Below are 26,925 nucleotides of genomic sequence, written 5' to 3'. Positions count from 1 at the left end.
CCAGCGCAAATGATGAATGTGAACGGCCTGTTTTATCGCTTTTAAACACTCTCCACTAAGAATTTTCTTATGATTTAGATCAAGGATTGCATTGTCACATTTCGGGATAGTTCATCGCCGTTATTAGTGCACTCAATAATGCATTGGAACGTTCAATTTATTTATGGTGAGAGAAAAATGAAATCCTTTAACTTTGGTCAATCAATGGCTTTGGTGTTTGGTATTTTGGTCCTTTCGACTTCAGCCAGGGCTGATGTGGTAAGCGACTTCTATAATAATATGGTGAATAAATCTATTACCTGGCAGGAAGCAAAGGCCAGTTTTGAAAGTATGGATGCGTCGCAGCAGCAGGCTGTACGGGATTACGATCGCGCCCATCAGACAAACTATACCAGCGATTTTGTGAGTGGGACGGTGACGACCCCGCATATGGACTGGAATCATTCAGAGCCCGTTCCGCCGCATCTCGATGCTCCCCACTCAATCGTCGCCAGCACGCTTACCCCTTCAACGGCGATAATTATGGATCCGGTTGTACCGTCCACAGCCGATAAAAGTTCACACCTGGACAGCCCGGAGACAGATGCCGACCACCAGGCAGCCAAAGATAAAGCGATGATCGAATATGTCCAGTCTCAGGTTAAAAACGGCGCTGATGGTAAAAACGGAACAAATGGTATTAATGGCAAAAATGGCCTGATAACCGCCGAAACGAAACTTGATACGGCAACGCAGGCACGCGTATCCACTAACGCTAACAATATTTCTTTAAATACGGAACATGCAGAAAATAATACCCGCCTGATTCAGGCCAACAGCCTATCGATAGCCAAATTAAATAATGCATTTTCTGCATTAAAAGATGAAGTTAACAATAATCAAAAAGAGGCCAACGCGGGTATCTCTGGCGCGATGGCAATGAGCAATATACCGCAGGTGATGAATAATCAAACCGTGGCTATAGGGGCAGGGATTGGCGGCTATGAAGGTGAAAATGCTTTAGCCGTGGGCGCCTCTACACGTATCGGAAATGCTGTTGTTGTGAAAGCCACCGTCAGTGATGATACAGAAAACAATATGGGTTACGGCGCGGGGTTATCTGTAGGCTGGTAAGTTTTCCCAGGCAACATTTACTTCGTTAAAACCACTGCTATGCTCTATTTCAGCGCCTTTTCAAAGGCGCATTTTGGGCAGTCGGGGCTTTGGCCCGGCAGGGAATGAGCAAAAAAACACAGTGGTCAGATAACAATATGAAATATATTATTTTACTCATCATTATTATTTCAGTGGTCTATGTGCATTATCGCGGCAAGATTCGCTTTCGTTTCTGGCGGCAGCTGTCGGACCATTCCACGTTTACCGCCCCGCTTAACGGTTTTATGTATCTTTTCTCCAGGGTGCCGAATACGCCCTATTTAACACCGGAAACCTTTCCCGAGCTGACAACGCTGCGGGAAAACTGGGAAGTGATTCGCGACGAAGGTATGCATCTGCAACAAATGGAGCAGATAAAAGCCGCGGATAAATTTAACGACGCCGGTTTCAACTCCTTCTTTAAAACAGGCTGGAAGCGCTTTTACCTGAAATGGTATGAAAACGCCCACCCGTCGGCCAGCATACTGTGCCCGAAAACCACCGAACTGCTGCGCACCATTCCTTCCATCAAAGCTGCGATGTTCGCCACCCTGCCCGACGGCAGCCGCCTGCCGAGGCACCGGGATCCGTACGCCGGTTCGCTGCGTTTTCACCTTGGACTTGCGACCCCGAATGACGATCGCTGCTTTATTGAAGTGGACGGGAAGCGCTATAGCTGGCGGGACGGTGAAGGCGTGCTGTTCGATGAAACCTATATTCACTACGCGGAAAACACCAGCGGCGAAAATCGCCTGATTCTGTTCTGCGACGTGGAAAGACCGATGCGCTACCGCTGGGCTCAGGCGGTTAACCACTGGCTGGGGCGCAACCTGATGAGCGCCGCGTCGGCACCTAACGATGAAAACGACCGCATCGGTGGGATCAACCGCGCTTTCCGATACATCTATCAGATTCGTATCGTCGGCAAGAAGTTAAAAAGCTGGAATAAAACGGTGTATTACATCGTGAAATGGATCCTGTTTGGCGGGATTGCCGTGCTTATCTGGCGGGCGTTTTAGTTCACTTCCGCGAAATAAACGAGCCTTTGCAGTAATAGCCAGGGCTCGTTATTCGTTATCCGTAATCAGGCCAGTGACGCAATCTGGTTTTTCGCATCGGCGAGTGCGGCGCTTTTCGCTTCGTCGCCACGGCTCAGGTTTTCTGCGCGAATAATGGTCACATCGGTCAGGCCAATGAAGCCCAGTACCGCTTTCAAATAGGATTCCTGATGCTCCAGGAATGCCGCCGGGCTGTCGCCGGTGTACTGGCCGCCGCGCGAAGAAGCGATAAACACTTTTTTGCCTTTTGGCAGCAGGCCTTCCGGGCCGTTGGCGCCGTACTGGAAGGTGCGTCCAGCCACACAAACTCGGTCGATCCACGCCTTAAGCTGGGATGGAATAGAAAAGTTGTACATCGGCACGCCAATGACAATCACGTCTGCGGCGAACAGGTCGTCAATAAACGCCCCACCGGCCGCGAGATCTGCGCCCAGCTCAGCGTCGGTCACTTCCGCGCCCTGGAAAGCGGCAATGTGCTTGTCGGACAGGTGCTGAGCCGGGGACTGCACCAGGTCGCGGTAAATCACGGTGGCACCGGGGTGCAGCGTTTTCTGGCGGGCAACAATCTCCGCCGACAGCTGGCGGCTGACGGAATAACCGCCCAGAACACTGGTATCAATATGCAGGATAGTCGACATCGTTTTAGCCTCTGAAATGGAGTCTGATTTAGGGGATAAGCGCGTTAAGAGTTTTTTTAGAGCCGTTAACATAGGTGTGCTCAATCTTTAAGATTCGCGGAACATGGCAGCCACTATGCCACCGCCTCTCTCACCCGAATAGCCGTTATATTTCGATGCAATCCATCGCCATGTCCGATACATCATCGCCAATGACAAACCCATGCCGAAGGGCTATATTGCGCTTCTTCCTTAACAGCCAGGCAGGAACCACAATGCTGGACGGTATTTCGCTGGACCAACTTCGCACGTTTATTGCCGCCGTCGACGAAGGCAGCTTCTCTGCGGCTGCTCGCAAGATGTACCGCGCCCAGTCGGTGATCAGCGATTTGATTAAGGGGCTGGAAGCCCAGATCGGCGTGCAGCTGTTCGACCGTTCCGGCCGCTATCCAAAGCTAACGCCAGAAGGTGAAGTGCTGCTGATCGACGCCCGCTGCATTGTTTCTGGCGTCGATTTTATGAAGGCGAGAGCGCGCGGTATGTCGTTGGGGCTGGAATCTGAACTTTCGGTGGTGGTGGACGTTTTCTTCCCGCTGGAGGCGATGACTTCGGCGGCCAAAGCCTTCCGCGAACAGTTTCCCGGCACGCCGCTGCGTCTGTTTGTAGAGGCGCTGGGTGGGGGCTACAAACCGGTGCTTAACGGCAGCGCGGGGATTGGTATTCTGGGCTCACTGCCGGATATGCCGGCCTCGCTGACCGGGGAGCGTCTGACCGGCGTTTCGCTGGTGATGGTAGCCGCGCCCGATCACCCGCTGGCGCAGTTCGAAGGCATCATCCCAAAGTCCGAACTGACCAAACACGTTCAGCTGGTGCTGACCGACCGCTCGGAGCTTTCCAAAGGGAAAGAGTTTGGCGTAATGTCACCTTCCACCTGGCGGCTGGGCGATCTGCTGGCCAAACACGCCTTTTTGCTCGATGGCCTCGGCTGGGGCAGCATGCCGTCACACGTTGTCGAACGAGATATTCGCGAGGGGCGGCTGGTGCGGCTGAACATTGAGGATGTTCCGCCGGCAGGGCTCGCACTGCCGATGTTTGGCGTCTACCCGATTGCCTCCCCGCCCGGCCCGGCCGGACGCTGGCTGCTTGAACGGCTTAAAAACCTCTGCCCGGCAAAACTGGCCGCCAGTTCGCCCAAAACTAGCGGCGAGTAAGCAACCGGTGAGTCACCCTCTCCTCACCGGAAACGGCCTGAAACCCGGCGGCTTCATAAAAGCGAAAGGCGTGTTCGGGAGCATGGGTGTTATAAAAATCAAACCAGTGGTCTCCGCCGGCAACCAGGGCCTGCAGCAGTTGCTGCCCCGCTCCTTTTCCCCGCCAGGCCGGGCTAAGGTACAGGTGTCGAATACGCCCCGCGCGTTCGTCTGCTGAAAACGGGTCGCGATTAAGCCCGCCAATGCCGACCAGTTCCTCACGGGCAAAGACACCCAGTAGTTTTTCTCCGGGCAAGTCAAAACGGTTTTCTCCGCTAAGCCAGTTGGCTTCAAGCCGGCGCAGCATATTGTACTGTTCCTCAACGCTTTGCGCTTTGAGTGAGGCAAAGCCTTTGTTATCCGGCATCACCAACATTATCCGCAGCACGGTTATCCCTCCCATTAATCCCACTGCTAGTCGCTATCAATATCCAGCAGGTTATTTAAAGCATGAGCCCGCAGCTCGTTAACTTTACTGATGCTTTTCTCCGGCGAGGAGCGAATCACATCGCGCGGATCGTTAATCAGCACGCGGCCATGGCTGTCGACTAAGAATTGCAGATCGTCGATGTGCAATTCATGATTTTTCAGCTTGTTAATAATGGCGTTACAGTCGGCCAGGACGTTTTGATTGAATTTCTTATCGTCCGGCAGGCTTTTCTTATTATTCACGATATCTTCGGAATCAAAAGCGTTGTGAATGTAGTCTTTCTCCACGCCCACGTGACCGCCATGTTTAATCAATGCATGAGCGTCCACCACGGGAAAACCGAGATGCTTAAGCTGTTTGGTCGTTTCCAGCTCTTTTAAAGCGTACCGCTCCGCTGAAATGGTGCCAGTGGTGCCGGGTCTGAACAGGCACAGGCACTTGCGCGGATCCTGTCGTGAGTGAAAAACATCTTTTTGACTGCCTGCGCCAATTTTCTGCCCCAGCGACGGTACATCCTGAAACGCCGTGGCCGGTGTCTGTACATTAGACGTATGAAAGTGCCGCCCCTGGGCTGCATTGTTTGAAACGCTATACACGATGGACTCTCCTGTGTGGTTCAACACCACGGTTCAGTAAAGCCCTTGAGTGGCCAAAGCAGACGACAGGTTCCCGTCAGCCTCGCCCTGGCATCTTTCGTAACCAGAAAAATTCCCGCGTCCCCATTCCAAACGCTATGAGATCGATTATCATTCCCTTCCTAAATTTTCCCGTTCTGAAGGTCATCCATGTTCACAGTGTTTACCGCCAAAGCTCGCTGGCTGCTCGCCGCCGTTGCCCTGCTGAGCTTCGCCACCCAGGCCGCCCCGATTGTTGTTACCGACGTAGCGGGCCGGGAAGTGACGCTGCCCCATACGGCAAAGCGCGTGATGCTGGCCGATGCGCGCGCCCTGCTGGCGCTGAATATTATTCACCCGAAGGATCCGCTGGAAAACATCATCGCCTGGGATAACTCGCTGAAGACCAAAGCGCCCGATCTGGCGGACGCCTATGCGCGAAAATTCCCCCAGGTAAGCAAAATCACGATGTTTGAAAATCCGTACTACACGGATTTCAGCGTTGAAAAAGCGGTCACCTTACAGCCGGATCTGATTATTTTTGACATCGGCGTGCTGGCCAAACTGAAGAACAGCGGCGTGCTGAGCCAGCTGGAAAAAGTGGGTATTCCGGTGCTGATTATCGACTTCCGCCAGCAGCCGCTGACCAACACTTTGCCCAGCATTGAGTTACTCGGCAAAGTGTTTGATGAGCAGAAAAACGCAGACGCCTTTATTCAGTACTACCAGCAGAGGATGAACCTGGTGCGCGAGCGCGTGGCGACGCTGAAACCTGAGCAGCGCCCGAGCGTGTTTATTGAACGCGCGGCGGGCATTCGCGGCGACGAATGTTGCCAGACTTTCGGCAAGGGCAGCTACGGCCAGTTTATTGATACCGCCGGTGGCAACAATATTGGCAGCAAGCTGTTCCCTGAAATGAGCGGCCAGGTGAATACCGAGCAGGTGATCACCAGCAACCCGGACTTTTACCTGATGACGGGTGCCGACTGGAACCGCGGCAACCGTTCGCCAAAAGCCGTGCCGCTGGGCTATATGGCCGATAAAGCCGTGGCCGAACAGAAGCTCAAAGGGCTGATGAACCGGACCGGCATTAACGTGCTCACGGCGGTGAAAGAGAAGCGCGTGATGGCGATTTACCATCAATTCTACGACTCTCCGCTGAACTATATTGCGGTGGAAACCATCGCTAAGTTCCTGCACCCGGATTTGTTCAAAGACATCGATCCACAGGCCGACATCGAGCAAGCTCACAAGCAGTTCACCGCCCTGGATTACAGCGGCGTGTTCTGGGTTACCCCTTAACAGCCTGAATTCCCGGTCTGTTCATCTGTACTGCCGAGCGGTCATCCAACCACTCGGTTTTTTTTGCTTACTTTTCGCCTTATCCCGAATTATTCCGCAACAAAACTATTTACTTGAAAATAATTATCATTAAGATTGTCATTTCCAAAAAAACTCATAACGACAAACCCATAATTCTATAGGAATGATGATGCGCCCCCTTTTTCGTGTCTCTCTCCTGGCAAGCGCGATAGCATTTGCGCTGCCAGCGCTCGCCGCTGATAACACACAAACAGATAAAGCTCCCGCAGATAAAAAAGCTGACGACATTACCGTCGTCGGCAACTGGCTCGATAACCCAGACACCAGCACCGTGCTGCTTAACCACCCCGGCGCACGCTCGATCGTTACAGATCAGCAGCTTCGTGAGCAAGGTTCAGAGACGCTAGCCGATGCGCTAAAAGGCATTCCGGGCGTGCAGGTGCGTGACAGCAACGGCACCGGCGGCAGCGACATTTCCCTTAACGTTGGCGTGCGCGGCCTGACTTCTCGCCTGTCCCCACGTTCAACCATCCTGATGGACGGCGTGCCGCTCGCGGTTGCCCCTTACGGCCAGCCACAGCTTTCCATGGCGCCGCTGGGCATGGGCAACATTCAGTCCGTTGACGTGGTTCGAGGCGGCGGCGCAGTGCGTTATGGGCCGCAAAACGTTGGCGGCGTGATTAACTTTGTTACTCGCGACATTCCGAAAGAGTTTGGCGGCACCGTCAGCGCGCAGACCCAGGGCGCCAGCCACGGTGGCCTGAAAACGCTGACCAGCGCGTCCGTGGGCGGCACGGCGGATAACGGCTTTGGTGCAGAACTGCTCTACTCCGGCCTGCACGGCCAGGGCTACCGTGAAAGCAACGACAATACCGACATCGACGATTTCATGCTGAAGACCAAGTACAACTTCACCGATCGCGATGAGCTGCAGGCTAACTTCCACTATTACGAAGCCCAGTCAGGTATGCCAGGCGGCCTGACGACCGCACAGTATGCAAAAGATCCGTTCCAGTCGGACCGCCGCTGGGACAGCTTTGAAGGCCGCCGCAAGGATATGTCCTTCAAATATAAGCACACAGAAGACGATAAAAAGCTGGAAGTCCTGACCTACTTTACCGACAGCTACCGCAGCAGCGATCTGGAGTATTTCAAGGGCAACAAACGTACCCTGAACTCAGCGCCTCGCAACTACTCCACCTGGGCGATTGAGCCAACCTATTCTCAGCTGTTCCGCTTCTGGGATATGTCTCATGAAGTCACCCTGGGCTACCGCTACCTGAACGAAACGTCGGACGAGAAAGGTTACCGCACGCCAAAAGCGTATGATCCTGCGACAACCTTCACCAAACCGGACATGACCGAGTACTACCAGCACAGCTCGGGCGGTACTGCAGCGAACGCTTTCTATATTGATGATGCCATCAACGTCAGCGACTGGACGATTACGCCGGGTCTGCGCTATGAAAGCATCAAAACGCACACCAGCGACTCCTTCCAGAACATCGATCGCGAGAAGACCTACAGCCAGCCGCTGCCTTCTATCAGCGTGATGTACCATATGTCTGATGCCTGGAAACTGTTCGCCAACGCCAGCACCTCCTTCGGCAGTATGCAGTACTTCCAGCTGACCCGCGGCGGCAGCGGCAATCAGCCGGCAGCCGGCCTGACCCCGGAAAAAGCGCATACCTATGAGTTCGGTACCCGTTATGACGACACCGCGCTGAAGGCTGAAGCGACGCTGTTCTACATCGACTTCGACGATCAGCTGCAGTACATCAACAACATTGTGGGCTGGACGAACCTCGGTGCAACCAAACACCAGGGCCTTGAACTGGCGCTAAATTACGATCTAAGCGAAGTCGACCGCGCACTGGACGGCGTGAGCGTTTACACCACGTACACCTACACCAAAGCCACCAGTGACAAAGGGGACTTCGCCGGGAAAGATCTGCCGTTCTACTCTCGCCAGGTGTACACCGTGGGCACCCGCTACGCGACCGGTAACTGGGTATGGAATCTGGACAGTTTTGCACAGTCTAAACAGAGCTCTCCGGGTACCGGGCCGAACTACATCACCGACGAAAGCGCGGACGGGCAGTTTGGTAATATCGCAGGCTATATGGTGTGGAATATGCGCGGCGAGTACGACTTTGGGCCGTCGCTGTCTCACCTGAAGCTGGGTGCCGGGATTAAAAACCTGTTCGATCAGCGTTATTACACGCGTTCGAATGACAATAACTCCGGGAAATACGTAGGTGAGCCGCGTACCTACTTCGTACAGGCTTCGATGGCGTTCTGATAACGACCCTCACCCTAACCCTCTCCCTAAAAGGGAGAGGGGATAAAACGGTATTTCTCCCCTGCCTTCTGGGGAGAGAGAGGGGAAAATTACGCCAGATCCCCGCCGTTACTGGCAATCACCTTCTTATACCAGTAGAACGACTTCTTCGGCGTGCGCGCCAGCGTTCCCTGCCCTTCATCATCACGATCGACATACACAAAGCCGTAGCGTTTGCTCATCTCACCGGTTGACGCTGACACCAGGTCAATGCAGCCCCACGAGGTGTAGCCCATGACCGGAATACCGTCCTCAATTGCCTCACCCATAGCTTTAATGTGTTCCCGCAGATAGCTGATGCGGTACTCATCATTGATTTCCCCGTCGGCATTCACCTCGTCCTTCGCGCCCAGCCCGTTCTCTACCAGGAACAGCGGTTTCTGGTAGCGGTCGTACATCATGTTCATGGTGATACGCAGGCCGAGCGGGTCGATGCCCCAGCCCCACTGGCTGAAAGTAATGTGCGGATTCTTGAGCGATTTAATGATGTTAGCCGGGTTGGTATTCCCCTCGTTCATGTCTGCCGAAGCGCAGCGCGAGGCGTAATAGCTGAAGGAGACAAAATCGACGGTGTTCTTCAGGATCTCGTCGTCGCCAGGCTCGGTGACAATCTCAATCCCTTTCTCACGGAACATTCGTGCCGCGTAAGCGGGATAAGCGCCGCGCGCCTGCACGTCAATAAAGAACAGATTCTCGCGGTCTTTCTCGAGCGCCGCCCAAACGTCCTCCGGCTTGCAGCTGTACGGGTAGAAGTTCCCCCCCGCCAGCATGCAACCAACCTGATTTACCGGGTTAACCTGATGGGCGATTTTAGTGACCAGCGCGCTGGCCACCAGCTCGTGGTGCGCGGCCTGGTACATCACCTGCTCTTTGTTATCGCCAGCTTCAAAGACCAGCCCCGCGCCAGAGAACGGGCTGTGCAACATGATGTTGATTTCATTGAAGGTAAGCCAGTATTTCACCAGGCCGTCAAACGCCTCAAAGCAGGTGCGCGCGTAGCGGCTGAAAAACTCCACCATTTTACGGTTGCGCCATGAGCCGTATTCCTGCACCAGGTGCATCGGCACATCGAAGTGACACAGCGTTACCAGCGGTTCGATGTTGTATTTCTTGCACTCGGCAAACAGGTCGCGGTAGAACGCGATCCCTTCCGGGTTCGGCGTCGTTTCATCCCCTTTGGGGAAGATACGGCTCCACGCAATGGAGGTTCGGAAAACGGTGAAGCCCATTTCTGCCAGCAGCGCGATGTCGTCTTTATAGCGATGGTAAAAATCTATGGCCTCGTGGCTCGGGTAAAATTCATCGTCGCGCAGCGCAAACCGCTTTTCCACCCCGAGCTTTACCCCAAGGCGGTTGTCGCCATGGGGGATCATATCGACGGTGCTTAACCCCTTGCCGCCGGCCTGGTACGCGCCCTCAGCCTGATTAGCCGCGATAGCGCCGCCCCACAAAAATCCTTTTGGAAAAACTGTCTCAGCCATGCTTACCTCTGCTTAAAGTGTTTTTACTGCATTATCTGGTCGTACAAACGCCGTGCTGCTGCCCTGCTCTTTGGCTTTCGGCTCCTCGACGGGAATATCGTCAAAGCCGAGAATAAGCGTAGTAATAAACGACAGCACCACGGCCAGAATCATCACCGCCCCCACCCAAACGATGCTCATCGGGTTGGCAGGATCGAAGAACTGCACGCTGGTGAACAGCCCCGGTGAAGCCATGGAATGGCTGGCGAGCCCGCCAATACCGGCGACGGCACCGCAAATAAAACCGCTGATAAGGCAGGCAACCAGCGGGCGTTTCAGCCGCACCGCGACGCCGTAAAGCGCAGGCTCTGAAATGCCAGCCACGATTGCTGAGGCTGCGGCAGCAAGCGCCGTCTGACGCAGTTCAGGGTTTTTCGTTCGCCAGGCGACGGCCAAAGACGACCCGCCGAGGGACAGGTTAGCGCCAATTTCCGACGGCATAACCATGCCTTCTTTGCCTGTTTCGGCGATGGTCTGGATAATCGTTGGCGTAAACACGCGGTGCATGCCGGTCATCACCAGCAGCGGCCAGATAGCCCCCATGATGGCGACGGAAAGCCAGCCCAGATAACCGTGAACGGTGTACACCAGCGAGGAGATCCCGCTGCCAATCCAGATACCTAACGGCCCAATCAGTAAAATCGCTATCGGCGCGGAAACCAGCACAATCAGCATCGGCTTGAGGAAGTTTTTGGTCACCGCTGGCGTAATGCGATCCACGCCTTTTTCGATGTACGACAGCAGCCAGGTCATCACCAGCGCGGGGATCACGGTGTAGGTGTATTTCACGGCGGTGACGGGTATGCCCATAAAATCAACCGCCTGCCCCTGGGCCGCCTTCGCCATCAGGTCAATAAAGGCCGGATGTACCAGCACCCCGGCGATAGCAATCGCCAGCGACATGTTGGTTTTAAATTTCACGGCGGCAGAAGCCGCCACCATCACCGGCAGGAAAAAGAAAGCGCCGTCGCCGATGAGGTTAAGAATGGTAAGCGTCAAGGAGGTCGTTTCAAATACTCCGGTCATCGCGAGGATCATCGCCAGCAGCTTCACCATCGAGCCGCCGATAATCGCCGGGATAAGCGGCGACATGGTGCCAATCAGCGCATCCAGGATGCCCGCGCCGATGCGTTTCAGGGTCAGTTTGCCCTTTGCCGCCTGCGGCCTGTCGCCAGCCCCTTCGGGGAGATGTTTCAGCACTTCAGCGTAGGCCTGAGACACCGTGTTACCGATAATGACCTGACATTGCTGGTCGTTTTTCACCACGCCCAGCACGCCGGAAATGGCCTTCAGCCGGGCAATGTCCACCCTTGCATCGTCCTGTAATACAAAGCGCAGCCGCGTCATGCAATGGGTTACCGCCACCACGTTTTCCGCGCCGCCTAAAGCCTCAACAATCTGTCGGGATACTGCCTCGTACTTGTTAGCCATGAGGTGAAACTCTCTTGTTATGATTTTGTAGGTAACCGGTTCCACATAATCATGTGTAGTTGAAAATTAGATAACAATGATTATTTTTATTGAGATCGATTTTTGTGATTTACATCGAAATACAGGCTACGCTGCGCCCTGGCCGCGAAAAGTGTAAAATGGTCAGAAATGACGAACTTACGAGAAGCCTTTATGTCGACGATGCAGGAAGTGGCGAAAAAAGCAGGCGTATCAAAGGCGACCGTTTCGCGCGTGTTGTCGGGCAAGGGCTACGTGAGCGAGGCCACTAAAACGCAGGTGTACCAGGCCATTCAGGAAACGGGATATCGCCCTAATCTGCTGGCACGCAATCTGGCGACCAGCAAATCAGGCTACATCGGCCTGGTGGTGACCAACACGTTGTACAGCGGGAACTATTTTAGCGAACTGCTTTCCCAGGCTGCGCTAAAGCTCGAAGCCAGCGGGCGGCAGCTGATTTTGGTCGACGGCAAACACAGCGCTCAGGAAGAGCAGGCTGCCGTGCAGTTTCTGCTCGATTTGCACTGCGACGCGGTGATCATTTACCCGCGTTTTTTAAGCGTGGATGAGATGGATGCGCTGATTGAGCAGCATAAGCAGCCGATCATGGTGATGAACCGCAAGCTGCGTAAACACCAGAGCCACTGCATTTGCTGCGATCACAAAGGCTCCAGCTTCAAGGCCACGCGCTACCTGATTGACCAGGGCCATCGGGATATCGCCTTTATCACCGGCGTCCTCGACTCCCCCACGGCGAGAGAGCGTCTGTCTGGCTACCGCGAAGCGCTGGAGCAGGCCGGGCTGCCGGTCCGGGACGAGCTTATCGCCACCGGAAAATGGACGCCTGCCAGCGGGTCGGCGGCGGTAGAAACGCTGCTCTCAGCGAAACTAGATTTTAGCGCCCTGGTCGCCAGCAACGATGACATGGCCATCGGCGCTATCAGCAGACTCGGCCAGTCGGGCCTGTCGGTGCCGCGCGATGTGTCGGTTATTGGCTTTGATAATGTCCCGACCGGGGCTTTTCTCACCCCGCCGCTGTCGAGCGTGAAAGAGCCGGTGAGCGAGATGATCCATGAAGTGATTAACCGCCTGACGGCGATGCTGGACGGCGGCTATTTCTCACGGGATAACTTGTACAGTTCTGAGATGATCGTGCGCGATTCTGTGACGAAAGGACCGTATTTTCAGCCAAAATAGGGTAAAAGAAAAAGGAGCGAATTTCGCTCCTTTTCTGTCATTACGCTCGGCGGCCAAACACCGCTTCTACGGCAAAGGCAGCGATTTGCCCATCCTGCTCTTTTGTCGCACCCGACACGCCAATCGCGCCAATAACCGCGCCCTCCGCGTTGCGCAGCGGGATACCGCCGTCAATGCCCACCAGCCCACCGTTGCTGTTCTCCAGCGAATACGCCGGACCGTTCGGGTGCAAATTAGCGCCGACATCTTCGCTATTGGCCTGGAACAGCACCGCCGTACGCGCTTTGCGAATGGCGATATCAATGGTGGCCAGGAATGTCCCGTCCATGCGGGCAAAGGCCGTTAGGTGGCCGCCGCTGTCCAGCACCACCACGGAAACAGGAGGAAAGCTGTGGGCCTCCACCGCCGTTTTGACGCCGGCGATCAGCGCTTCTGCAAGCACTAAACTGACTGTCACGATGAAAACCTCAATGTGCTAACGGCGGATGTTTTTTGGCGTCAATAACCGCCCAGGTGTGGATCAGCAGGCCAAATACCGCCAGAATTGCCCCAACCCAGCCGGTGGACTCCCAGCCAAAGCCTGCGGAAATGGTCACCCCACCAAGCCAGGCGCCTAACGCGTTGGCAATGTTGAACGCCGAGTGGTTCATCGCCGCCGCCATAGTTTGCGCGTCGCCGGCCACGTCCATCAGGCGAATTTGCAGCACCGAAGAAAGCGACACCATTGTGCCCACCAGCATCACGGTGACCGCGCCCAGCCACGGATAGTGCGAGGTGTAAACGTAAGCGCTGAGCACCAGAATCGCCCAAATCAGCAGCAGGCGAACGGTTTTCTCCAGCCCGCGATCCGCCAGGCGGCCGCCGACGATATTGCCGACAATCATGCCCAGGCCGAACATCGACAGGATCACCGGGATCATGCCTACCGACTGGTGCGCCAGCTCCAGCATCGTTGGCTTAACGTAGCTGAAGACGGAGAACATTCCGCCGCTGCCAATCGCGCCGATAGCCAGCGTCAGCAGCACCTGCTTGCGGGTCAACGCGGTCAGCTCACGCAGAGGGCTGGCGTCTTTATCCCCGGCATGCCACGGTACCCAGATCCACACCAGAATCAGCGTCAGCACGGCAAGCCCGCCCACGATAGCAAACGCGCTGCGCCAGCCGAATAGCTGCCCAATGGCCGCCACGGCGGGCACGCCCAGTAAGTTGGCTATCGTCAGGCCGAGCAGCACCATCGACACCGCCTGCGCCCGCTTCGAACGCTCCACAAGGCTTGCCGCCAGCAAAGCCGCGACGCCAAAGAACGTGCCGTGCGGGAAACCGGCCAGGAAGCGCGCCAGCATCATGGAGTAATAGCCTGGTGCAAAAGCGCTCAACAGGTTGCCAACGGCAAACATCGCCATCAGGGCAATCAGAAAGTCACGCCTCGCCATGCGGGCACCCAGCACCGCCAGCAGCGGAGCGCCAACCACCACGCCCAGCGCATAAATGCTGATCAGGTGGCCTGCAGAAGGAATAGAAACGTGCAGCCCGTTTGCGGCATCGGGTAGCAGTCCCATGATGACGAATTCGCCGGTACCGATGGCGAAGCCGCCCATGCCGAGCGCGAACAGCGCTTTTAGCAGCCCCGCTCGCGACAGGGAAACCGTCTCGGCCCCCTGTTCCAGGGTTTGTTCATTCAGTGATGACATAGTTTTTTTGACTTGTGCAGGTGAACAACAAAATACGCCCCGGCGCGATTCAGCGGGGCGCGGGAGAGAACTAAAGCGATGTTTTCCGGTGCGGAGGTGCCATAAATTCGGCCCCCAGCGGGGTGCTAATATGCCTGGCTAAAATGTGATCAATATCGCATTTGTCTTCGGCGGTCAACGTCCAGCCGGACACGTCTTCCACCCCGTTGAGCTGTTCAGGACGACGAGCGCCCCACAGCGCAATGGTTGGGCCGGCATCCAGCACCCAGCGCAGTGCCAGGGCCATCACGCTCTTGCCGTAACGCTCTGCAGCAAACGCTTTCAATGTTTCGACTGCGCCCAGATACTGCGCAAAGCGCGGCGGCTGGAATTTCGGATCAAAGCTGCGCAGGTCGCCTTCGCCAAACGCGGTTTCCGGCGTCATGCGACCGGACAGCAAGCCCCGGCAAATCGCGCCGTAGGCCAGCACCACCATCTGATGGTATTTCGCATAGGGCAGAAGGTCCGTTTCTGTCGCGCAGCGTTCAAACAGGTTGAGCGGTGGCTGCATGGTTGCCAGCGGCGCGGCGCTGCGGAATCTGTCCATTTGCGCTGGGGAATAGTTGCTGACGCCGAGGGCGCGGAATTTCCCCTGCTGATGCAGCGTTTCCAGCACGCGCGCGGTTTCGTCTATCGCCACTAAATCGTCCGGCCAGTGTACCTGGTACAGGTCGATATAATCCGTTTGCAGGCGGCGAAGCGAATCTTCAATTTCCTGACGAATGCGCTGCGGCGTGGAATAACGCGTCACCCGCCCGGCGTCGTCCCAGTCCAGCGCCACTTTGGTGGCAATAATCGCCTTGTCCCGGCGGCCCACCAGCGCTTTGCCCACCACCTCTTCGGAATGCCCAAAGCCGTACACCGGCGCGGTATCAATAAGGTTGATGCCGCGCTCCAGCGCCTCGTGCAGCGTCGCTATCGACTGCCCGTCGTGGCTGCCGCCCCACATGCTGCCGCCAATGGCCCACGTGCCCAGGCCGATACGGCTGACGGGCTCAGAGATGCCCGCGATGTGAATTGTTTCGATTGCCATGATTTACCCCTGTCTGTTCTGTGAACCAATTGTAACTCATGTTAAGTTGAATTAATTTCATCGAACCCTTGATGACAGAGGCCCCTTTTATGCCGGTTCCGGTCCGTGGCGAACTCGCCGATCTCAACGTTTTTTTGACCATCTGCCGCCGGAAAAGCTTCCGCCTCGCCGCCTCTGAGCTGGGCGTGTCTACCTCTGCGCTAAGCCACACGATGCGCGGTCTGGAGGAGCGACTTGGGGTGCGCCTGCTCAACCGCACCAGCCGCTCCGTTGTGCCTACCGACGCCGGTGAAGCGCTGCTTGGGCATCTGGAAACGGGGTTTTCCCATATCCGTATGGCGCTTGATGAGCTGGATCATTACCGCGAATCCCCGGTCGGACGGCTGCGGATCAATATCCCGCGAGACGCCGCCCAGCTGCTGTTTGCGCCCGTACTGGCAAAATTTATGGCGATGTACCCCCGGCTGCAGATGGAGATTACCGTCGATAACACGCTGGTTGATATTATCGGCAGCGGCTACGACGCCGGGATTCGCTACGGGGAGAGCGTCCCTAAAGACATGATTGCGATGCCCGTGACGCGTAAGCTTAGGTGGATTGTGGTGGCCTCACCGCAGTATTTAACCTCTACCGCGCACCTCCCACTGAACCACCCGGACGATCTCTTTCAGCACCAGTGCATCCGGATGCGGCTCGGCAACGGCACGCTGTATAAATGGGAGCTTAACCGGGGCAAAGAGGCGCTGGCGCTGGATGTACCCGGCTCGCTGATCCTCAATGAAAGCGAAATGATCATTGATACCGCCCTGAACGGCTTCGGGCTGGCTTATTGCCTGAATGTGCGAGTGCGGCCGTTGCTGGAAAGCGGGCAGCTGGTGCAGGTTATTCCGGAGTGGGTGTGTGAAGATGAACCTATGGTGATGTATTACCCCAGCCGCAGGCAGCTCCATCCCGGCTTGCGGAGACTTATCGAGATGATGCGGGAGGCCACGCTGTACTGATTTTTATCGGGTAGAAGAAACAACGACTAGTTATGAAGCGGGTGAGAGGCGCTCACCCGCCCAACGTCTTATTCCGCTTTCGCTGGCTTCAGGCGCTGAGTCAGACCACGCAGGAAGTAGCGCAGGAACTGATCGCCGCACTCGCGGTAGTTTTTATGATCCGGGTTACGCATCATGGCGGTAATTTCCGGCATAGAAATGCGGAACTGCTGGGCGGTCAGGATCTCCAGCACGTCGTCAGACTTCAGCTCAAAGGCGATACGCAGCTTTTTCAGAATAATGTTGTTGGTCATCCGACGCTCAAGCTTCGGCTCCGGCTTGCTTTCGTCTTTGCCGCGTTTGAAGTAGATCAAACCGTTAAGAAAGTTCGCCATGATCAGATCCGGGCAGGCTTTAAAGCCTTCTTCGTCTTCTTTCTTTAACCACGGAGCAATCTGTTCCGCAGGGACGTCGGTGCCGGTCAGGGCAAGGATCTTAACGATTCCATCGTTATTCAGGTTCAGCATGTAGCGAACGCTAAGCAGTACGTCATTATTCAACATGGGGCAATCTCAGGGCTCAAAAGCGGGCAGTATATAGAGAAGCGAACGCGTTGTAACAAAAACCGCGCGGATTTGTCCGCCGGAGCTAAATTTACCGGCGGTGAATTGGCACTCTTCAGGCTTAAGGGTAGACTCAATGGGCTAACTTTCATCCTAAAAGGCAATCATTTGATCCTACGACTTTGGCAAGAATCCGATCGTCCCTTCTTACGCACCCTTTACCTTCACGCCCGCCGCAAAGCCTGGCCCTGGCTCGACGGCAGCGCCTGGCAGCTCGAAGACTTTGACAGCGCCACTCAGGATGAACGCATCTGGGTAGCCGAAGATAACGGCCACCGCATCGGCTTCGCTTCCGTCTGGGTGCAGGATAACTTCCTGCATAACCTGTTCGTCAGCCCGGAACATCAGGGAACGGGCGCGGGAAAGGCGCTGCTGAAGAAAGTGCAGAGTGAATTTACCGCTACGGGTTCGCTAAAGTGCCTGGCGAGAAATGAACACGCGATTGAGTTTTATCGGCGTAACGGCTGGCATATTGAGGCTCCGGGAGAGGGGCCGGACGGTGAATACTATTTGATGCATTTTGTGTTGAGGTAGCTCCCTCACCCCGGCCCTCTCCCAGAGGGAGAGGGGAAACAAGAAACGGAGCTACGGCTAAGTTTTTACACCGCTCTGAAGGCGATCTCGCTAGGGATCACGTCTCCGTTCCAGTAGAGCTGGGCCGCCACGCGCCCCGCCAGGTCGCGGTACAGCGTAGTGATGTCGCTTTCCGGGCGATTAATGACCGTCGGCTTACCGGCGTCGAGGTCTTCACGCAGGGTAATGTGCAGCGGCAACTGCCCCAGCAGCGTGGTGTGATACTGCTGCGCCAGCTTCTCCGCGCCGCCGGTGCCGAAAATCGGCTCCTGGTGACCGCAGTTGCTGCAGATATGAATACTCATATTCTCGACAATGCCAACCACTGGCACCTCAACTTTCTCGAACATCACGATCCCTTTACGGGCGTCGATCAGCGCGATGTCCTGCGGCGTGGTCACGACCATCGCCCCGGTAACCGGAATGTTTTGCGCCAGCGTCAGCTGAATGTCACCGGTGCCCGGCGGCATATCGATCACCAGGTAGTCCAGATCCGGCCACAGGGTTTCCTGCAGCATTTGCATCAGCGCTTTGCTGGCCATCGGGCCGCGCCACACCATGGCATTTTCGTCGGTGACGAGGTAACCGATCGAGTTAGTTGCCAGGCCGTGCGCCACGATCGGCGCCATGTGCTTGCCGTCCGGGGACGTTGGGCGCTCGTGTTCAGCTCCCAGCATGGTTGGGATCGACGGGCCGTAAATATCGGCATCCAGAATGCCGACTTTGGCCCCTTCGGCCGCCAGCGCCAGCGCCATGTTTACCGCGGTGGTTGATTTCCCCACCCCGCCTTTGCCGGAGCTGACGGCAATAATATTTTTAACGCCGTTAATGCCGGGCTGGTTTTTCACTCGCTTCAGCGTGGCGATGTGATGGCCTAGCTTCCAGTCTACTGCTTTCGCGCCGGTGATCCGCAGCAGGTCTGAACTGCAGGTCTCTTTCAGGGCGTCAAATCCGCTTTGCCAGGCGAACGGCATCTGCAGCTCAACGTGCAGCGTGTCGTCAAGCATGGCGACATGGTGCAGCGTTTTCAGCGCGGTGAGGTTGTGTTTCAAGGTAGGGTGCTGAAAATTAGCCAGGGTCCCGGCAACCATCGCGCGTAGCTGTTCCGGGGACTTGCTGGACGGGGATTGCGAATTCATCCCGACTCCTTATGTTTTTATCGGACATTGCAATCCGCTAAGCATACCAGAAACCACACCACCGATTCATATACGGTTATTGCGGGCTTTGGGGTTACTAAACAATTGCCAATCCGGTAATATCAAGTCCCCTTTTTTAAAATCAGAAGATGCAATTCCCACTATGACTCAACCCGCGAAGAAAATATTGGTAACGTGCGCCCTGCCGTACGCAAACGGCTCAATCCACCTCGGTCACATGCTGGAGCATATTCAGGCTGATGTCTGGGTCCGTTACCAACGAATGCGCGGCAACGAGGTTAACTTCATCTGCGCAGACGACGCCCACGGCACGCCTATCATGCTGAAAGCGCAGCAGCTGGGTATCACCCCAGAGCAGATGATTGCCGAAATGAGTCAGGAGCATCAGACTGATTTTGCAGGCTTTAACATCAGCTATGATAACTATCATTCCACCCACAGCGACGAAAACCGCGAGCTGTCGGAGCTGATTTATGGCCGCCTGAAAGAGAACGGTTTTATTAAAAACCGCACTATCTTTCAGCTCTACGATCCGGAAAAAGGCATGTTCCTGCCGGACCGTTTTGTCAAAGGCACCTGCCCGAAATGTAAAGCCCCGGATCAGTACGGCGATAACTGCGAAGTGTGCGGCTCCACCTACAGCCCAACTGAGCTTATCGATCCAAAATCCGTGGTGTCCGGCGCGACGCCTGAAATGCGTGATTCCGAGCACTTCTTCTTCGACCTGCCCTCCTTCAGCGAAATGCTGCAGGCGTGGACCCGCAGCGGCGCGCTGCAGGAGCAGGTGGCGAACAAGATGCAGGAGTGGTTCGAATCTGGCCTGCAGCAGTGGGACATCTCCCGCGATGCACCATACTTCGGCTTCGAAATTCCGAACGCACCGGGCAAATATTTCTACGTCTGGCTGGATGCGCCAATCGGCTACATGGGCTCCTTTAAGAACCTGTGCGACAAGCGCGGCGACACCACCAGCTTCGACGAATACTGGAAGAAAGATTCTACGACCGAGCTGTATCATTTCATCGGCAAAGACATCGTGTACTTCCACAGCCTGTTCTGGCCGGCCATGCTCGAAGGCAGCAACTTCCGCAAGCCAACTAACCTGTTTGTTCACGGCTATGTGACGGTTAACGGCGCGAAGATGTCCAAGTCTCGCGGCACCTTTATCAAAGCCAGCACCTGGCTGAACCACTTTGACGCCGACAGCCTGCGCTACTACTACACCGCGAAGCTCTCTTCCCGCATCGACGATATCGACCTGAACCTGGAAGACTTCGTGCAGCGCGTGAACAGCGACATCGTCAACAAAGTGGTTAACCTGGCGTCCCGTAACGCCGGCTTCATCGCCAAGCGTTTTGACGGCGTGCTGGCCGCAGAGATTGCCGATGCAGAGCTGTATCAAACCTTCACCGACGCGGCAGAAAGCATCGGCGAAGCGTGGGACAGCCGCGAATTCGGCCGTGCTATTCGCGAAATCATGGCGCTGGCGGACATTGCTAACCGCTACGTGGACGAGCAGGCTCCGTGGGTGGTGGCTAAGCAGGAAGGTCGCGATGCCGATCTGCAGGCCATTTGCTCTATGGGCATCAACCTGTTCCGTGTGCTAATGACCTACCTGAAGCCGGTTCTGCCGTCGCTCACCGAGCGTACAGAAGCCTTCCTGAATGCTGAACTGAGCTGGGACAGCATCGCTACGCCGCTGCTGAACCACAAGGTAAACAGCTTCAAGGCGCTGTATAACCGCATCGAAACCAAACAGGTGGAAGCCCTGGTGGAAGCGTCTAAAGAAGAAGTGAAAGCGCTGAATGCGGCGCCGGTAACCGGCCCGCTGGCTGACGATCCGATTCAGGAGACCATCACCTTTGATGACTTCGCGAAAGTGGATATGCGTATTGCGCTGATTGAGAAAGCAGAATTCGTGGACGGCTCCGACAAGCTGCTGCGCCTGACGCTGGATCTCGGCGGCGAAAAACGCAACGTCTTCTCCGGCATTCGTCCCGCTTACCCGGATCCGTCTAAGCTGGAAGGTCGCCTGACCGTGATGGTGGCCAACCTCGCTCCACGTAAGATGCGCTTTGGCGTGTCTGAGGGGATGGTGATGGCTGCAGGTCCTGGCGGGAAAGATATCTTCCTGCTGAGCCCGGACAGCGGTGCTCAGCCCGGCATGGCGGTTAAGTAACCGAGAAAAAACCCCGGAAATCCGGGGTTTTTTCTTATTAGGCGTCTCTTGCCTGCCCGACAGTTTTACCCTTCAGGAACAACACCATCAGGCCAAGCCAAACCACCCCGCCAAGCAGGTTAAACAGGCTGAACAGACCGTTGCCGCCGAACTGGTAGGCGTGCTTGCTCAGCTCAATACCGACGGTAAAGATCAGCATTTGCAGCATGCCCATCGCCGCCGACACCGTGCCTTTACTCATCTCGCTGGCAAACAACGTCAGGCGCACCAGGCCCGCATTCGCCAGGCCGATGCCAAAGGCGTACAGACTCAGGCCAGCGGTCATCCACAAATAAGCATGAGAAGAAACCACCGTAGCCACTGCCGCCACAATCAGGCCCGGCACAATCCACCAGCCGCCCATGATGATCAGGCTGCGCACGCTGCGCCGGGACGTCAGTTTGGCCAGAACCAGGTTACCGAGGATCAGCGCGCCAAAGATGGGTACCTGCAGCAGACCGTATTCATAAGTGCTGAGATTCTCCCCGCTGATGATGATCACCGGCGACTGAGCAATCCACGCCAGCAGCGGCAGGCTTACAAAGCCCGTAGCCAGCGCGCCCGAGACAAAACGCAGGTTTTTCAGCACCAGCTTGTAGTCATGCCCAAGTTCTTTCAGCGAAAGCTTTTCGCCAAGACGCGTCGCGGTTTCCGGCATCGCCTTGTGCAGCCCAAAGAAAGAGATAGCGGCCAGCAGCGCAAACAGCACGAACATCGTTTCCCACGGAGCGACGTGGATCCACGCTGCACCCACCAGCGGCCCAAGCAGCGGCGCGATGAGCGCCACGTTAGCCATCAGCGCGGTTATCTTGATGCAAACCGACTCTTCGAACGACTCCTGAATAGCGGCGTAGCCCACCGCGCCAATAAAGCACAGGCTGACGCCCTGCAGGAAACGCAGGAAGGTGAACTGCTGAATATCCTGGGCCAGCAGCGTTGCAAGGCAGGTGACAATAAACCAGACTACGCCGGTCAGCATCACCGGGCGGCGGCCAATACGGTCAGACAGCGGCCCGAGCAGCCACTGCAGGAACATCCCGCCCGCCAGGTAAGCCGTCATTGAGGTCGGCACCCATTCCACGCCCGCCTGGAACTGATCCACCACGGCCAGCATGCCCGGCTGGATCATGTCATTGCCGATGTAAGTTGAGAATTCGTAGAGCACCAGGCAGAGCGGGAACAGCAGCGCCTGACGGCCTAACGTTTTGTTAGCTATCGTATTATGTTGCATTAGGAACTCAGAAGATAAAGAAACGCGCAGAGTGTATTCAATTGCCCGTACCAGCGGTAGTCAGCGGCTGACAAATAGCACGGGGTGTAAAGCCGCGCACATCATACCTCAATTCTATTAAGGATTTCTTAATCTGTGATGAATATTCTGCTGCCATGCATTTAAGGTCAGTACGGTCTTCGCCAACTACAAGATGAAATGTTTTCCTAAACCAACGGTAAATAAGACAAAACTGCTTTACCGACTACCGTCCCGCTTCTATCTTTTCCAGCTTTGCATCCTGATAATACTGGCTGCCGTTTTTAGCTGGCTTTCCCGGAATGAAGAGCTGGATCGCTGGCTGACCGGGTTCTGGTTTGATGCCGCCAGCCACAGTTTTCCGCTGCAAAACGATCGGCGGCTGGATTTGCTCAACCACCGCCTGTTAAAGGACCTGGTGATTGCAGGCGGGGTTATCGCGCTGCTATGGGGACTCTGGCGTCGTCAGCCACGGCTGGTCGTAGTGGCGTTGCTCATCGGGCTTGAGGCATTAACGGTCGGCGTCCTGAAAGGGTTTAGCCACCACTCCTGCCCGTGGAGCCTGGTGGAGTACGGCGGGAATGCCGCCTCGTACCCGCTTTTCAGCCCCGCTCCGGCAGACAGCGGGCCAGGAAGATGTTTTCCCGGCGGCCATGCTTCCAGCGGCTTTGGCGTTATGGCGCTGTTTTTTTTGTTTTACCGTGAACGCCCGCGTCTGGCGTGGTTTTTCCTCGGCCTTGGCGTTTTTCTCGGCCTGGGAATGGGGTACGGCCAGGTGATGCGCGGCGCGCACTTTTTCAGCCACAACCTGTGGGCAGGTTGGTGGGTATGGTTAACCCAGGTGGTGCTTTACGGCGCGATATCCACCTGGTCAGTTAAAGCACAGGACAAGTCATAATGGAAACGCTCAACCAGAATCTGTTTTTGCTCATAAATGCCACCCCGTCATCACCGGAGTGGATGATAAAACTGGCGATCTTCTTCGCCCGGGATCTGATCAGCATCGTCCCGCTGCTGATCGTCGCGCTCTGGCTGTGGGGCCAGCGTAAGCAAATGCCGGCCCAGCGCAAGGTGGTGATCAAAACCGGCATGGCGCTGGTGATTAGCGTGGCGCTGTCGTGGATCATCGGTCATGCGTTCCCGCACCCTCGCCCCTTTGTGGTCGGGCTGGGCTACAACTTCCTGCATCATGCGCCGGATGATTCTTTCCCGAGCGACCACGGCACGGTAATCTTCACCTTCGCCCTGGCATTTTTGTGCTGGCACCGCATCTGGTCGGGCGTGATGCTGTTTGCGATCGGCTGCGCGATTGCCTGGTCCCGCGTCTATCTCGGCGTGCACTGGCCGCTGGACATGCTCGGCGGCCTGCTGGTCGGCATGAGCGCCTGTCTGCTGTCGCAGATCGTCTGGAACCTGCGCGGGCCGCAAATCCACCAGCGTCTGCATCAGATTTACCGCTACTGTTTCGCGCTCCCCATCCGTAAAGGCTGGGTGCGTGACTAAGCTGTGCGCCACAGGTAATATGCATTAACTAAAGCCCTGCCTTAGCGGGGCTTTTTAATGTTCAGAGGCCGCTATGGAAACCCGCCGTGAAGAGCGTATTAACCGCCTGCTACAGGCGCTGAAGCGCAGCGATAAAATTCATCTCAAAGAAGCCGCTCAGCTGTTGGGCGTCTCCGAAATGACCATCCGCCGCGACATTAACAGCGAACCGGGTCAGGTTGTTCTGCTGGGGGGATACGTGGTGCTGGAGCCTCGCAGCGCCGGGGCCAGCTACTATCTGCTTAGCGATGAAAAAACGCGCCAGGTTGAAGAGAAACGCCACGCCGCCAGGCTCGCCGCGCAGCGTGTTCGCCCGCGCCAGACCGTGTTCTTCGACTGCGGCACCACCACGCCTTACATTATTGACGCCCTTGACGACGATCTGCCTTTCACTGGCCTGTGCTATTCCCTCAACACTTTTCTGGCGCTGCAGGAGAAGCCGAACTGCCGGGTGATTTTAAGCGGCGGCGAGTTTCACGCCAGCAATGCGATTTTCAATCCGATTAACTTCCAGGAGTGCCTGGGGAATATCTGCCCGGATATCGCCTTTTTATCCGCGGCCGGCGTCCACCTGCGCTACGGCGCAACCTGCTTTAATTTGAATGAGCTGGCGGTGAAGCATTGGGCGCTGAGCATGGCCCAGCGTAATATTCTGGTGGTGGATGACACCAAGTTTGGCAAGGTTCGCGCCGCCTGCATGGGGCCGCTGACAGCGTTTGATACGATTATTACCAACCGGCCTCCCGCCGCGGAGTTTATAGACTATGCCGCGGCGGAAAACCTGACGCTAACGTGGTAGGCGCTTAAGAGAACCAGCTCCCGAACCAGCCGTGGAGCTTCATCAGCACAAAGTCCCACATGCGGCTGAAGAAGCCGCCCTCTTCAACCGGCTCCATCACCAGCAGCGGGCGCTGCTCAATGGATTTGCCGTTCAGCAGGAAGTCGATGGTACCGACGGCCTGGCCTTTCTTCAGCGGCGCGGTTAGCTGAGGTTCATTCAGGGTAAAGCTGGCTTTCAGGTTTTTCAGCTGGCCACGGGGAATAGTCACCGAGCCGCCCTCGCCTGCCCCCAGATTGACTTCGCTCTTATCGCCAAACCAGACACGCTGGGTCACAAAAGTCGCGTCAGGTTTGATTGGCGTTACGGTTTCGAAGAAGCGGAAACCCCAGGTCAGCAGCTTTTCGCTCTCGTTGAAGCGAATGCGGTCAGTTTTTGTCCCCAGCACCACGGAAATCAGGCGCATATCGCCGGAGGTTGCCGACGCGACAAGATTATAGCCCGCGCCCACCGTGGTGCCGGTTTTCATGCCGTCAACGTTCAGGTTGGAACTCCACAGCAGGCGGTTGCGGTTCGGCTGCTTGATATTGTTAAAGGTGAACTCTTTCTCTTTGTGTACCGCGTACTCGTCCGGCACGTCGTGGATCAGCGCCTGGCCCAGCAGCGCCATGTCGCGCGCGGTGCTGTACTGCCCCGGAGCATCCAGGCCGTGAACAGTTTTAAAGGTGGTGTTGGTGAGCTTGAGCTTCTGCGCGTAGTTGTTCATCAGGCTGACAAACGAGTCCTGGCTGCCCGCCACATAGTCGGCAATCGCAATGCTGGCGTCGTTCCCGGACTGAATAATGACGCCTTTGTTCAGATCTTCCACCGAGACTTTATCGCCGGGTTTCAGGAACATCAGCGAAGAGCCGCGCAGCACCGGGTTACCGGTGGCCCAGGCATCTTTCCCGATAGTCACCATATCCGTCAGGTGAATCTTGCCTGCTTTCAGCGCCTGCCCTACCACGTAGCTGGTCATCAGCTTAGTCAGACTTGCCGGATCGAGCTTTTCGTCGGCATTTCCTTCCGCCAGCACCTTCCCGCTGGCGTAATCCATCAAAATCCAGGCTCTGCCATCGACCTGGGGCGCATCTGCGGTCTGCTCAGCGCTTAGCGCAGGAGCCGCCATCAGCAGCAGGGTTGTCCCTGCGACTAAACCACGTAGTGTTGCAGGCATTTGCAAGATCGTCATAAAACCACCTGAGTATCCATTCTTAAAAAATTCACGGTGCGCACCGCCACCCAAAAGTCAGGGTGTGAGTAATAACGCACGAATCCACTTAAAGAAACATAGAGTTGGTAAAGTTTTTTAAGTTTATTCGATATCTGCGCGAGTTGCCGCCGTCACGCCATTTTTTTTAGCTTCGGTTGACAAACAGTGGTGTTTTCGTGACCGGAGCCTGGCATACTCGATGTCCACCTGCAAAAAAAGGAACCACCATGATTACCGTTTGGGGCAGAGATAACTCCACCAATGTGAAGAAAGTGCTGTGGTGTCTGGAAGAGCTGCAACTGCCGTACCGCTCCGTGCCCGCGGGCGGGAAATTTGGCCTGACGCACGACGCTGAATACCTGGCGATGAACCCGAATGGCCTGGTGCCGTGCATTCACGACGACGCACACGGGCTGACGCTGTGGGAATCCAACACCATCGTGCGCTACCTGGCGGCTGAATATGGTCGCGATTCGCTGTGGGTAAATGCCCCGGCGGAACGTGCCAAAGGTGAAAAATGGATGGACTGGTCCGCTACGGCGGTCGCTGGCCCCTACCGTGGGGTGTACGCCAGCCTGGTCAGAACCCCGCCGGAAGCGCGCGATCGGAAGCTGATTGAGCAAAGCATTGTGGCCTGCAACAAGCTGTTTGCGATTGCAGATGCGGAACTGGCTAAACAGCCCTGGCTGGGTGGCGAAGCCTTTGGCCTGGGCGACCTCGCCTTCGGCCCGCAAATCTACAGCCTGCTCAACCTTGATATTCCGTGGGATGCGGTGCCAAATCTTCAACGCTGGTATCAGCAACTGACCCAGCGCCCGGCGTTCAAGAAAATTGTGATGATCCCGCTGACCTGA

25 protein-coding genes are annotated in these 26,925 nt (G+C 56.0%); 13 read left to right on the top strand and 12 right to left on the bottom strand.

The window, feature by feature from the left end; translation table 11 throughout:
- Nucleotides 1-177 precede the first annotated feature (177 nt).
- Both F3J26_RS02620 and lpxO read left to right on the top strand, forming a co-directional pair.
- Nucleotides 178-1,113: a YadA C-terminal domain-containing protein gene (locus F3J26_RS02620; RefSeq protein WP_166991158.1), complete on the top strand. Its 936-nt coding sequence runs from the start codon at nt 178-180 to the stop codon at nt 1,111-1,113.
- A gap of 137 nt (nt 1,114-1,250) precedes the next feature.
- On the top strand, nt 1,251-2,153 hold the full coding sequence (lpxO, locus tag F3J26_RS02615) for a lipid A hydroxylase LpxO (RefSeq protein ID WP_008455165.1): 903 nt from the start codon (nt 1,251-1,253) through the stop codon (nt 2,151-2,153).
- 65 nt (nt 2,154-2,218) lie between these two features.
- Here lpxO and F3J26_RS02610 read toward each other — a convergent pair whose 3' ends face one another.
- Nucleotides 2,219-2,830 (bottom strand): FMN-dependent NADH-azoreductase, encoded by a 612-nt coding sequence (locus F3J26_RS02610; RefSeq protein ID WP_205246341.1) that lies wholly within the window; start codon nt 2,828-2,830, stop codon nt 2,219-2,221.
- Between the two features lie 254 nt (nt 2,831-3,084).
- On the opposite strand from F3J26_RS02610, the gene F3J26_RS02605 reads away from it, so the two are divergent.
- Nucleotides 3,085-4,020, top strand: a complete 936-nt coding sequence (locus F3J26_RS02605; protein ID WP_166991152.1) for a LysR substrate-binding domain-containing protein — start codon at nt 3,085-3,087, stop codon at nt 4,018-4,020.
- Here F3J26_RS02605 and F3J26_RS02600 read toward each other — a convergent pair.
- A complete protein-coding gene (locus tag F3J26_RS02600; RefSeq protein WP_442892738.1) occupies nt 4,007-4,462 on the bottom strand; it encodes a GNAT family N-acetyltransferase in 456 nt (151 codons plus the stop codon). The two genes, F3J26_RS02605 and F3J26_RS02600, sit on opposite strands and share 14 nt — an antisense overlap.
- Before the next feature lie 11 nt (nt 4,463-4,473).
- On the bottom strand, nt 4,474-5,085 hold the full coding sequence (gene hopBF1, locus F3J26_RS02595; protein ID WP_166991148.1) for a T3SS effector protein kinase HopBF1: 612 nt from the start codon (nt 5,083-5,085) through the stop codon (nt 4,474-4,476).
- A gap of 189 nt (nt 5,086-5,274) precedes the next feature.
- On the opposite strand from hopBF1, the gene F3J26_RS02590 reads away from it, so the two are divergent.
- Nucleotides 5,275-6,405, top strand: coding sequence for an ABC transporter substrate-binding protein (locus tag F3J26_RS02590; RefSeq protein ID WP_166991145.1), 1,131 nt, complete (start codon nt 5,275-5,277; stop codon nt 6,403-6,405).
- A gap of 190 nt (nt 6,406-6,595) precedes the next feature.
- Entirely contained in the window at nt 6,596-8,728 is a 2,133-nt protein-coding gene (locus F3J26_RS02585; protein ID WP_008455176.1) for a TonB-dependent receptor family protein, read from the top strand.
- An 89-nt stretch (nt 8,729-8,817) separates the two neighbouring features.
- Here F3J26_RS02585 and F3J26_RS02580 read toward each other — a convergent pair whose 3' ends face one another.
- Together F3J26_RS02580 and ascF are read right to left on the bottom strand one after the other, a co-directional pair.
- The gene (locus F3J26_RS02580) at nt 8,818-10,248 is read right to left on the bottom strand and encodes a 6-phospho-beta-glucosidase (RefSeq protein WP_166991142.1); all 1,431 of its coding nucleotides are present in this window, start codon (nt 10,246-10,248) and stop codon (nt 8,818-8,820) included.
- A 12-nt stretch (nt 10,249-10,260) separates the two neighbouring features.
- Nucleotides 10,261-11,718 (bottom strand): PTS cellobiose/arbutin/salicin transporter subunit IIBC, encoded by a 1,458-nt coding sequence (gene ascF / locus F3J26_RS02575; protein WP_166991139.1) that lies wholly within the window; start codon nt 11,716-11,718, stop codon nt 10,261-10,263.
- A 201-nt stretch (nt 11,719-11,919) separates the two neighbouring features.
- Here ascF and F3J26_RS02570 point away from each other — a divergent pair, with 201 nt between their 5' ends.
- A complete protein-coding gene (locus F3J26_RS02570; protein ID WP_434082307.1) occupies nt 11,920-12,933 on the top strand; it encodes a LacI family DNA-binding transcriptional regulator in 1,014 nt (337 codons plus the stop codon).
- Nucleotides 12,934-12,973: 40 nt separating this feature from the next.
- Here the strand turns inward: F3J26_RS02570 and F3J26_RS02565 are convergent, their stop codons facing one another.
- From F3J26_RS02565 to F3J26_RS02555, 3 genes are all read right to left on the bottom strand, one after another.
- A complete protein-coding gene (locus F3J26_RS02565) occupies nt 12,974-13,390 on the bottom strand; it encodes a GlcG/HbpS family heme-binding protein (RefSeq protein ID WP_166991136.1) in 417 nt (138 codons plus the stop codon).
- A gap of 10 nt (nt 13,391-13,400) precedes the next feature.
- Nucleotides 13,401-14,624, bottom strand: a complete 1,224-nt coding sequence (locus F3J26_RS02560) for an MFS transporter (protein WP_166872434.1) — start codon at nt 14,622-14,624, stop codon at nt 13,401-13,403.
- A gap of 70 nt (nt 14,625-14,694) precedes the next feature.
- On the bottom strand, nt 14,695-15,696 hold the full coding sequence (locus tag F3J26_RS02555) for an aldo/keto reductase (protein WP_166991133.1): 1,002 nt from the start codon (nt 15,694-15,696) through the stop codon (nt 14,695-14,697).
- Between the two features lie 71 nt (nt 15,697-15,767).
- Here F3J26_RS02555 and F3J26_RS02550 point away from each other — a divergent pair, with 71 nt between their 5' ends.
- Nucleotides 15,768-16,697 (top strand): LysR family transcriptional regulator, encoded by a 930-nt coding sequence (locus tag F3J26_RS02550; protein WP_205246340.1) that lies wholly within the window; start codon nt 15,768-15,770, stop codon nt 16,695-16,697.
- 68 nt (nt 16,698-16,765) lie between these two features.
- Here F3J26_RS02550 and F3J26_RS02545 read toward each other — a convergent pair whose 3' ends face one another.
- A complete protein-coding gene (locus F3J26_RS02545) occupies nt 16,766-17,239 on the bottom strand; it encodes a DUF1456 family protein (RefSeq protein WP_166991130.1) in 474 nt (157 codons plus the stop codon).
- A gap of 168 nt (nt 17,240-17,407) precedes the next feature.
- Between F3J26_RS02545 and F3J26_RS02540 the strand changes: the two genes are divergently transcribed.
- Nucleotides 17,408-17,833: a GNAT family N-acetyltransferase gene (locus F3J26_RS02540; protein ID WP_008455191.1), complete on the top strand. Its 426-nt coding sequence runs from the start codon at nt 17,408-17,410 to the stop codon at nt 17,831-17,833.
- 65 nt (nt 17,834-17,898) lie between these two features.
- On the opposite strand, the gene apbC is transcribed toward F3J26_RS02540, so the two are convergent.
- Nucleotides 17,899-19,011 carry an iron-sulfur cluster carrier protein ApbC gene (gene apbC / locus F3J26_RS02535; protein ID WP_166991127.1) on the bottom strand — a complete coding sequence of 371 codons (1,113 nt, stop codon included), beginning with the start codon at nt 19,009-19,011 and terminating at the stop codon, nt 17,899-17,901.
- A gap of 163 nt (nt 19,012-19,174) precedes the next feature.
- On the opposite strand from apbC, the gene metG reads away from it, so the two are divergent.
- Nucleotides 19,175-21,211, top strand: coding sequence for a methionine--tRNA ligase (metG, locus tag F3J26_RS02530; RefSeq protein ID WP_166991124.1), 2,037 nt, complete (start codon nt 19,175-19,177; stop codon nt 21,209-21,211).
- A gap of 37 nt (nt 21,212-21,248) precedes the next feature.
- Here the strand turns inward: metG and F3J26_RS02525 are convergent, their stop codons facing one another.
- Nucleotides 21,249-22,481, bottom strand: coding sequence for an MFS transporter (locus tag F3J26_RS02525; protein ID WP_166991121.1), 1,233 nt, complete (start codon nt 22,479-22,481; stop codon nt 21,249-21,251).
- A 193-nt stretch (nt 22,482-22,674) separates the two neighbouring features.
- Between F3J26_RS02525 and F3J26_RS02520 the strand changes: the two genes are divergently transcribed.
- The 3 genes from F3J26_RS02520 (at nt 22,675) to deoR (ending at nt 24,840) form a co-directional block, all read left to right on the top strand.
- Nucleotides 22,675-23,397 (top strand): phosphatase PAP2 family protein, encoded by a 723-nt coding sequence (locus tag F3J26_RS02520; RefSeq protein ID WP_166991118.1) that lies wholly within the window; start codon nt 22,675-22,677, stop codon nt 23,395-23,397.
- A complete protein-coding gene (gene ybjG, locus F3J26_RS02515; protein ID WP_166992884.1) occupies nt 23,394-24,002 on the top strand; it encodes an undecaprenyl-diphosphate phosphatase in 609 nt (202 codons plus the stop codon). The genes F3J26_RS02520 and ybjG overlap by 4 nt, the downstream gene beginning before the upstream one ends.
- A 73-nt stretch (nt 24,003-24,075) precedes the next feature.
- The gene (deoR, locus tag F3J26_RS02510) at nt 24,076-24,840 is read left to right on the top strand and encodes a DNA-binding transcriptional repressor DeoR (RefSeq protein WP_008455203.1); all 765 of its coding nucleotides are present in this window, start codon (nt 24,076-24,078) and stop codon (nt 24,838-24,840) included.
- Between the two features lie 4 nt (nt 24,841-24,844).
- On the opposite strand, the gene dacC is transcribed toward deoR, so the two are convergent.
- The gene (gene dacC / locus F3J26_RS02505) at nt 24,845-26,050 is read right to left on the bottom strand and encodes a serine-type D-Ala-D-Ala carboxypeptidase (RefSeq protein WP_008455204.1); all 1,206 of its coding nucleotides are present in this window, start codon (nt 26,048-26,050) and stop codon (nt 24,845-24,847) included.
- Nucleotides 26,051-26,298: 248 nt separating this feature from the next.
- Here dacC and F3J26_RS02500 point away from each other — a divergent pair, with 248 nt between their 5' ends.
- Nucleotides 26,299-26,925 (top strand): glutathione S-transferase N-terminal domain-containing protein, encoded by a 627-nt coding sequence (locus F3J26_RS02500; RefSeq protein ID WP_166991115.1) that lies wholly within the window; start codon nt 26,299-26,301, stop codon nt 26,923-26,925.

The organism is Enterobacter sp. Ap-867 (assembly GCF_011752855.1).
Lineage (GTDB): Bacteria > Pseudomonadota > Gammaproteobacteria > Enterobacterales > Enterobacteriaceae > Cedecea.
This window is presented reverse-complemented; position numbering and strand designations above follow the sequence as displayed.

Coding starts and splice junctions, on each gene's coding strand:
- F3J26_RS02620 (WP_166991158.1), top strand. CDS start 178: ATGAAATCCTTTAACTTTGGTCAATCAATGGCTTTGGTGTTTGGTATT.
- lpxO (WP_008455165.1), top strand. CDS start 1,251: ATGAAATATATTATTTTACTCATCATTATTATTTCAGTGGTCTATGTG.
- F3J26_RS02610 (WP_205246341.1), bottom strand. CDS start 2,830: ATGTCGACTATCCTGCATATTGATACCAGTGTTCTGGGCGGTTATTCC.
- F3J26_RS02605 (WP_166991152.1), top strand. CDS start 3,085: ATGCTGGACGGTATTTCGCTGGACCAACTTCGCACGTTTATTGCCGCC.
- F3J26_RS02600 (WP_442892738.1), bottom strand. CDS start 4,462: ATGGGAGGGATAACCGTGCTGCGGATAATGTTGGTGATGCCGGATAAC.
- F3J26_RS02590 (WP_166991145.1), top strand. CDS start 5,275: ATGTTCACAGTGTTTACCGCCAAAGCTCGCTGGCTGCTCGCCGCCGTT.
- F3J26_RS02585 (WP_008455176.1), top strand. CDS start 6,596: ATGCGCCCCCTTTTTCGTGTCTCTCTCCTGGCAAGCGCGATAGCATTT.
- F3J26_RS02580 (WP_166991142.1), bottom strand. CDS start 10,248: ATGGCTGAGACAGTTTTTCCAAAAGGATTTTTGTGGGGCGGCGCTATC.
- ascF (WP_166991139.1), bottom strand. CDS start 11,718: ATGGCTAACAAGTACGAGGCAGTATCCCGACAGATTGTTGAGGCTTTA.
- F3J26_RS02570 (WP_434082307.1), top strand. CDS start 11,920: ATGCAGGAAGTGGCGAAAAAAGCAGGCGTATCAAAGGCGACCGTTTCG.
- F3J26_RS02560 (WP_166872434.1), bottom strand. CDS start 14,624: ATGTCATCACTGAATGAACAAACCCTGGAACAGGGGGCCGAGACGGTT.
- F3J26_RS02555 (WP_166991133.1), bottom strand. CDS start 15,696: ATGGCAATCGAAACAATTCACATCGCGGGCATCTCTGAGCCCGTCAGC.
- F3J26_RS02550 (WP_205246340.1), top strand. CDS start 15,768: ATGACAGAGGCCCCTTTTATGCCGGTTCCGGTCCGTGGCGAACTCGCC.
- F3J26_RS02545 (WP_166991130.1), bottom strand. CDS start 17,239: ATGTTGAATAATGACGTACTGCTTAGCGTTCGCTACATGCTGAACCTG.
- apbC (WP_166991127.1), bottom strand. CDS start 19,011: ATGAATTCGCAATCCCCGTCCAGCAAGTCCCCGGAACAGCTACGCGCG.
- metG (WP_166991124.1), top strand. CDS start 19,175: ATGACTCAACCCGCGAAGAAAATATTGGTAACGTGCGCCCTGCCGTAC.
- F3J26_RS02525 (WP_166991121.1), bottom strand. CDS start 22,481: ATGCAACATAATACGATAGCTAACAAAACGTTAGGCCGTCAGGCGCTG.
- F3J26_RS02520 (WP_166991118.1), top strand. CDS start 22,675: ATGAAATGTTTTCCTAAACCAACGGTAAATAAGACAAAACTGCTTTAC.
- deoR (WP_008455203.1), top strand. CDS start 24,076: ATGGAAACCCGCCGTGAAGAGCGTATTAACCGCCTGCTACAGGCGCTG.
- dacC (WP_008455204.1), bottom strand. CDS start 26,050: ATGACGATCTTGCAAATGCCTGCAACACTACGTGGTTTAGTCGCAGGG.
- F3J26_RS02500 (WP_166991115.1), top strand. CDS start 26,299: ATGATTACCGTTTGGGGCAGAGATAACTCCACCAATGTGAAGAAAGTG.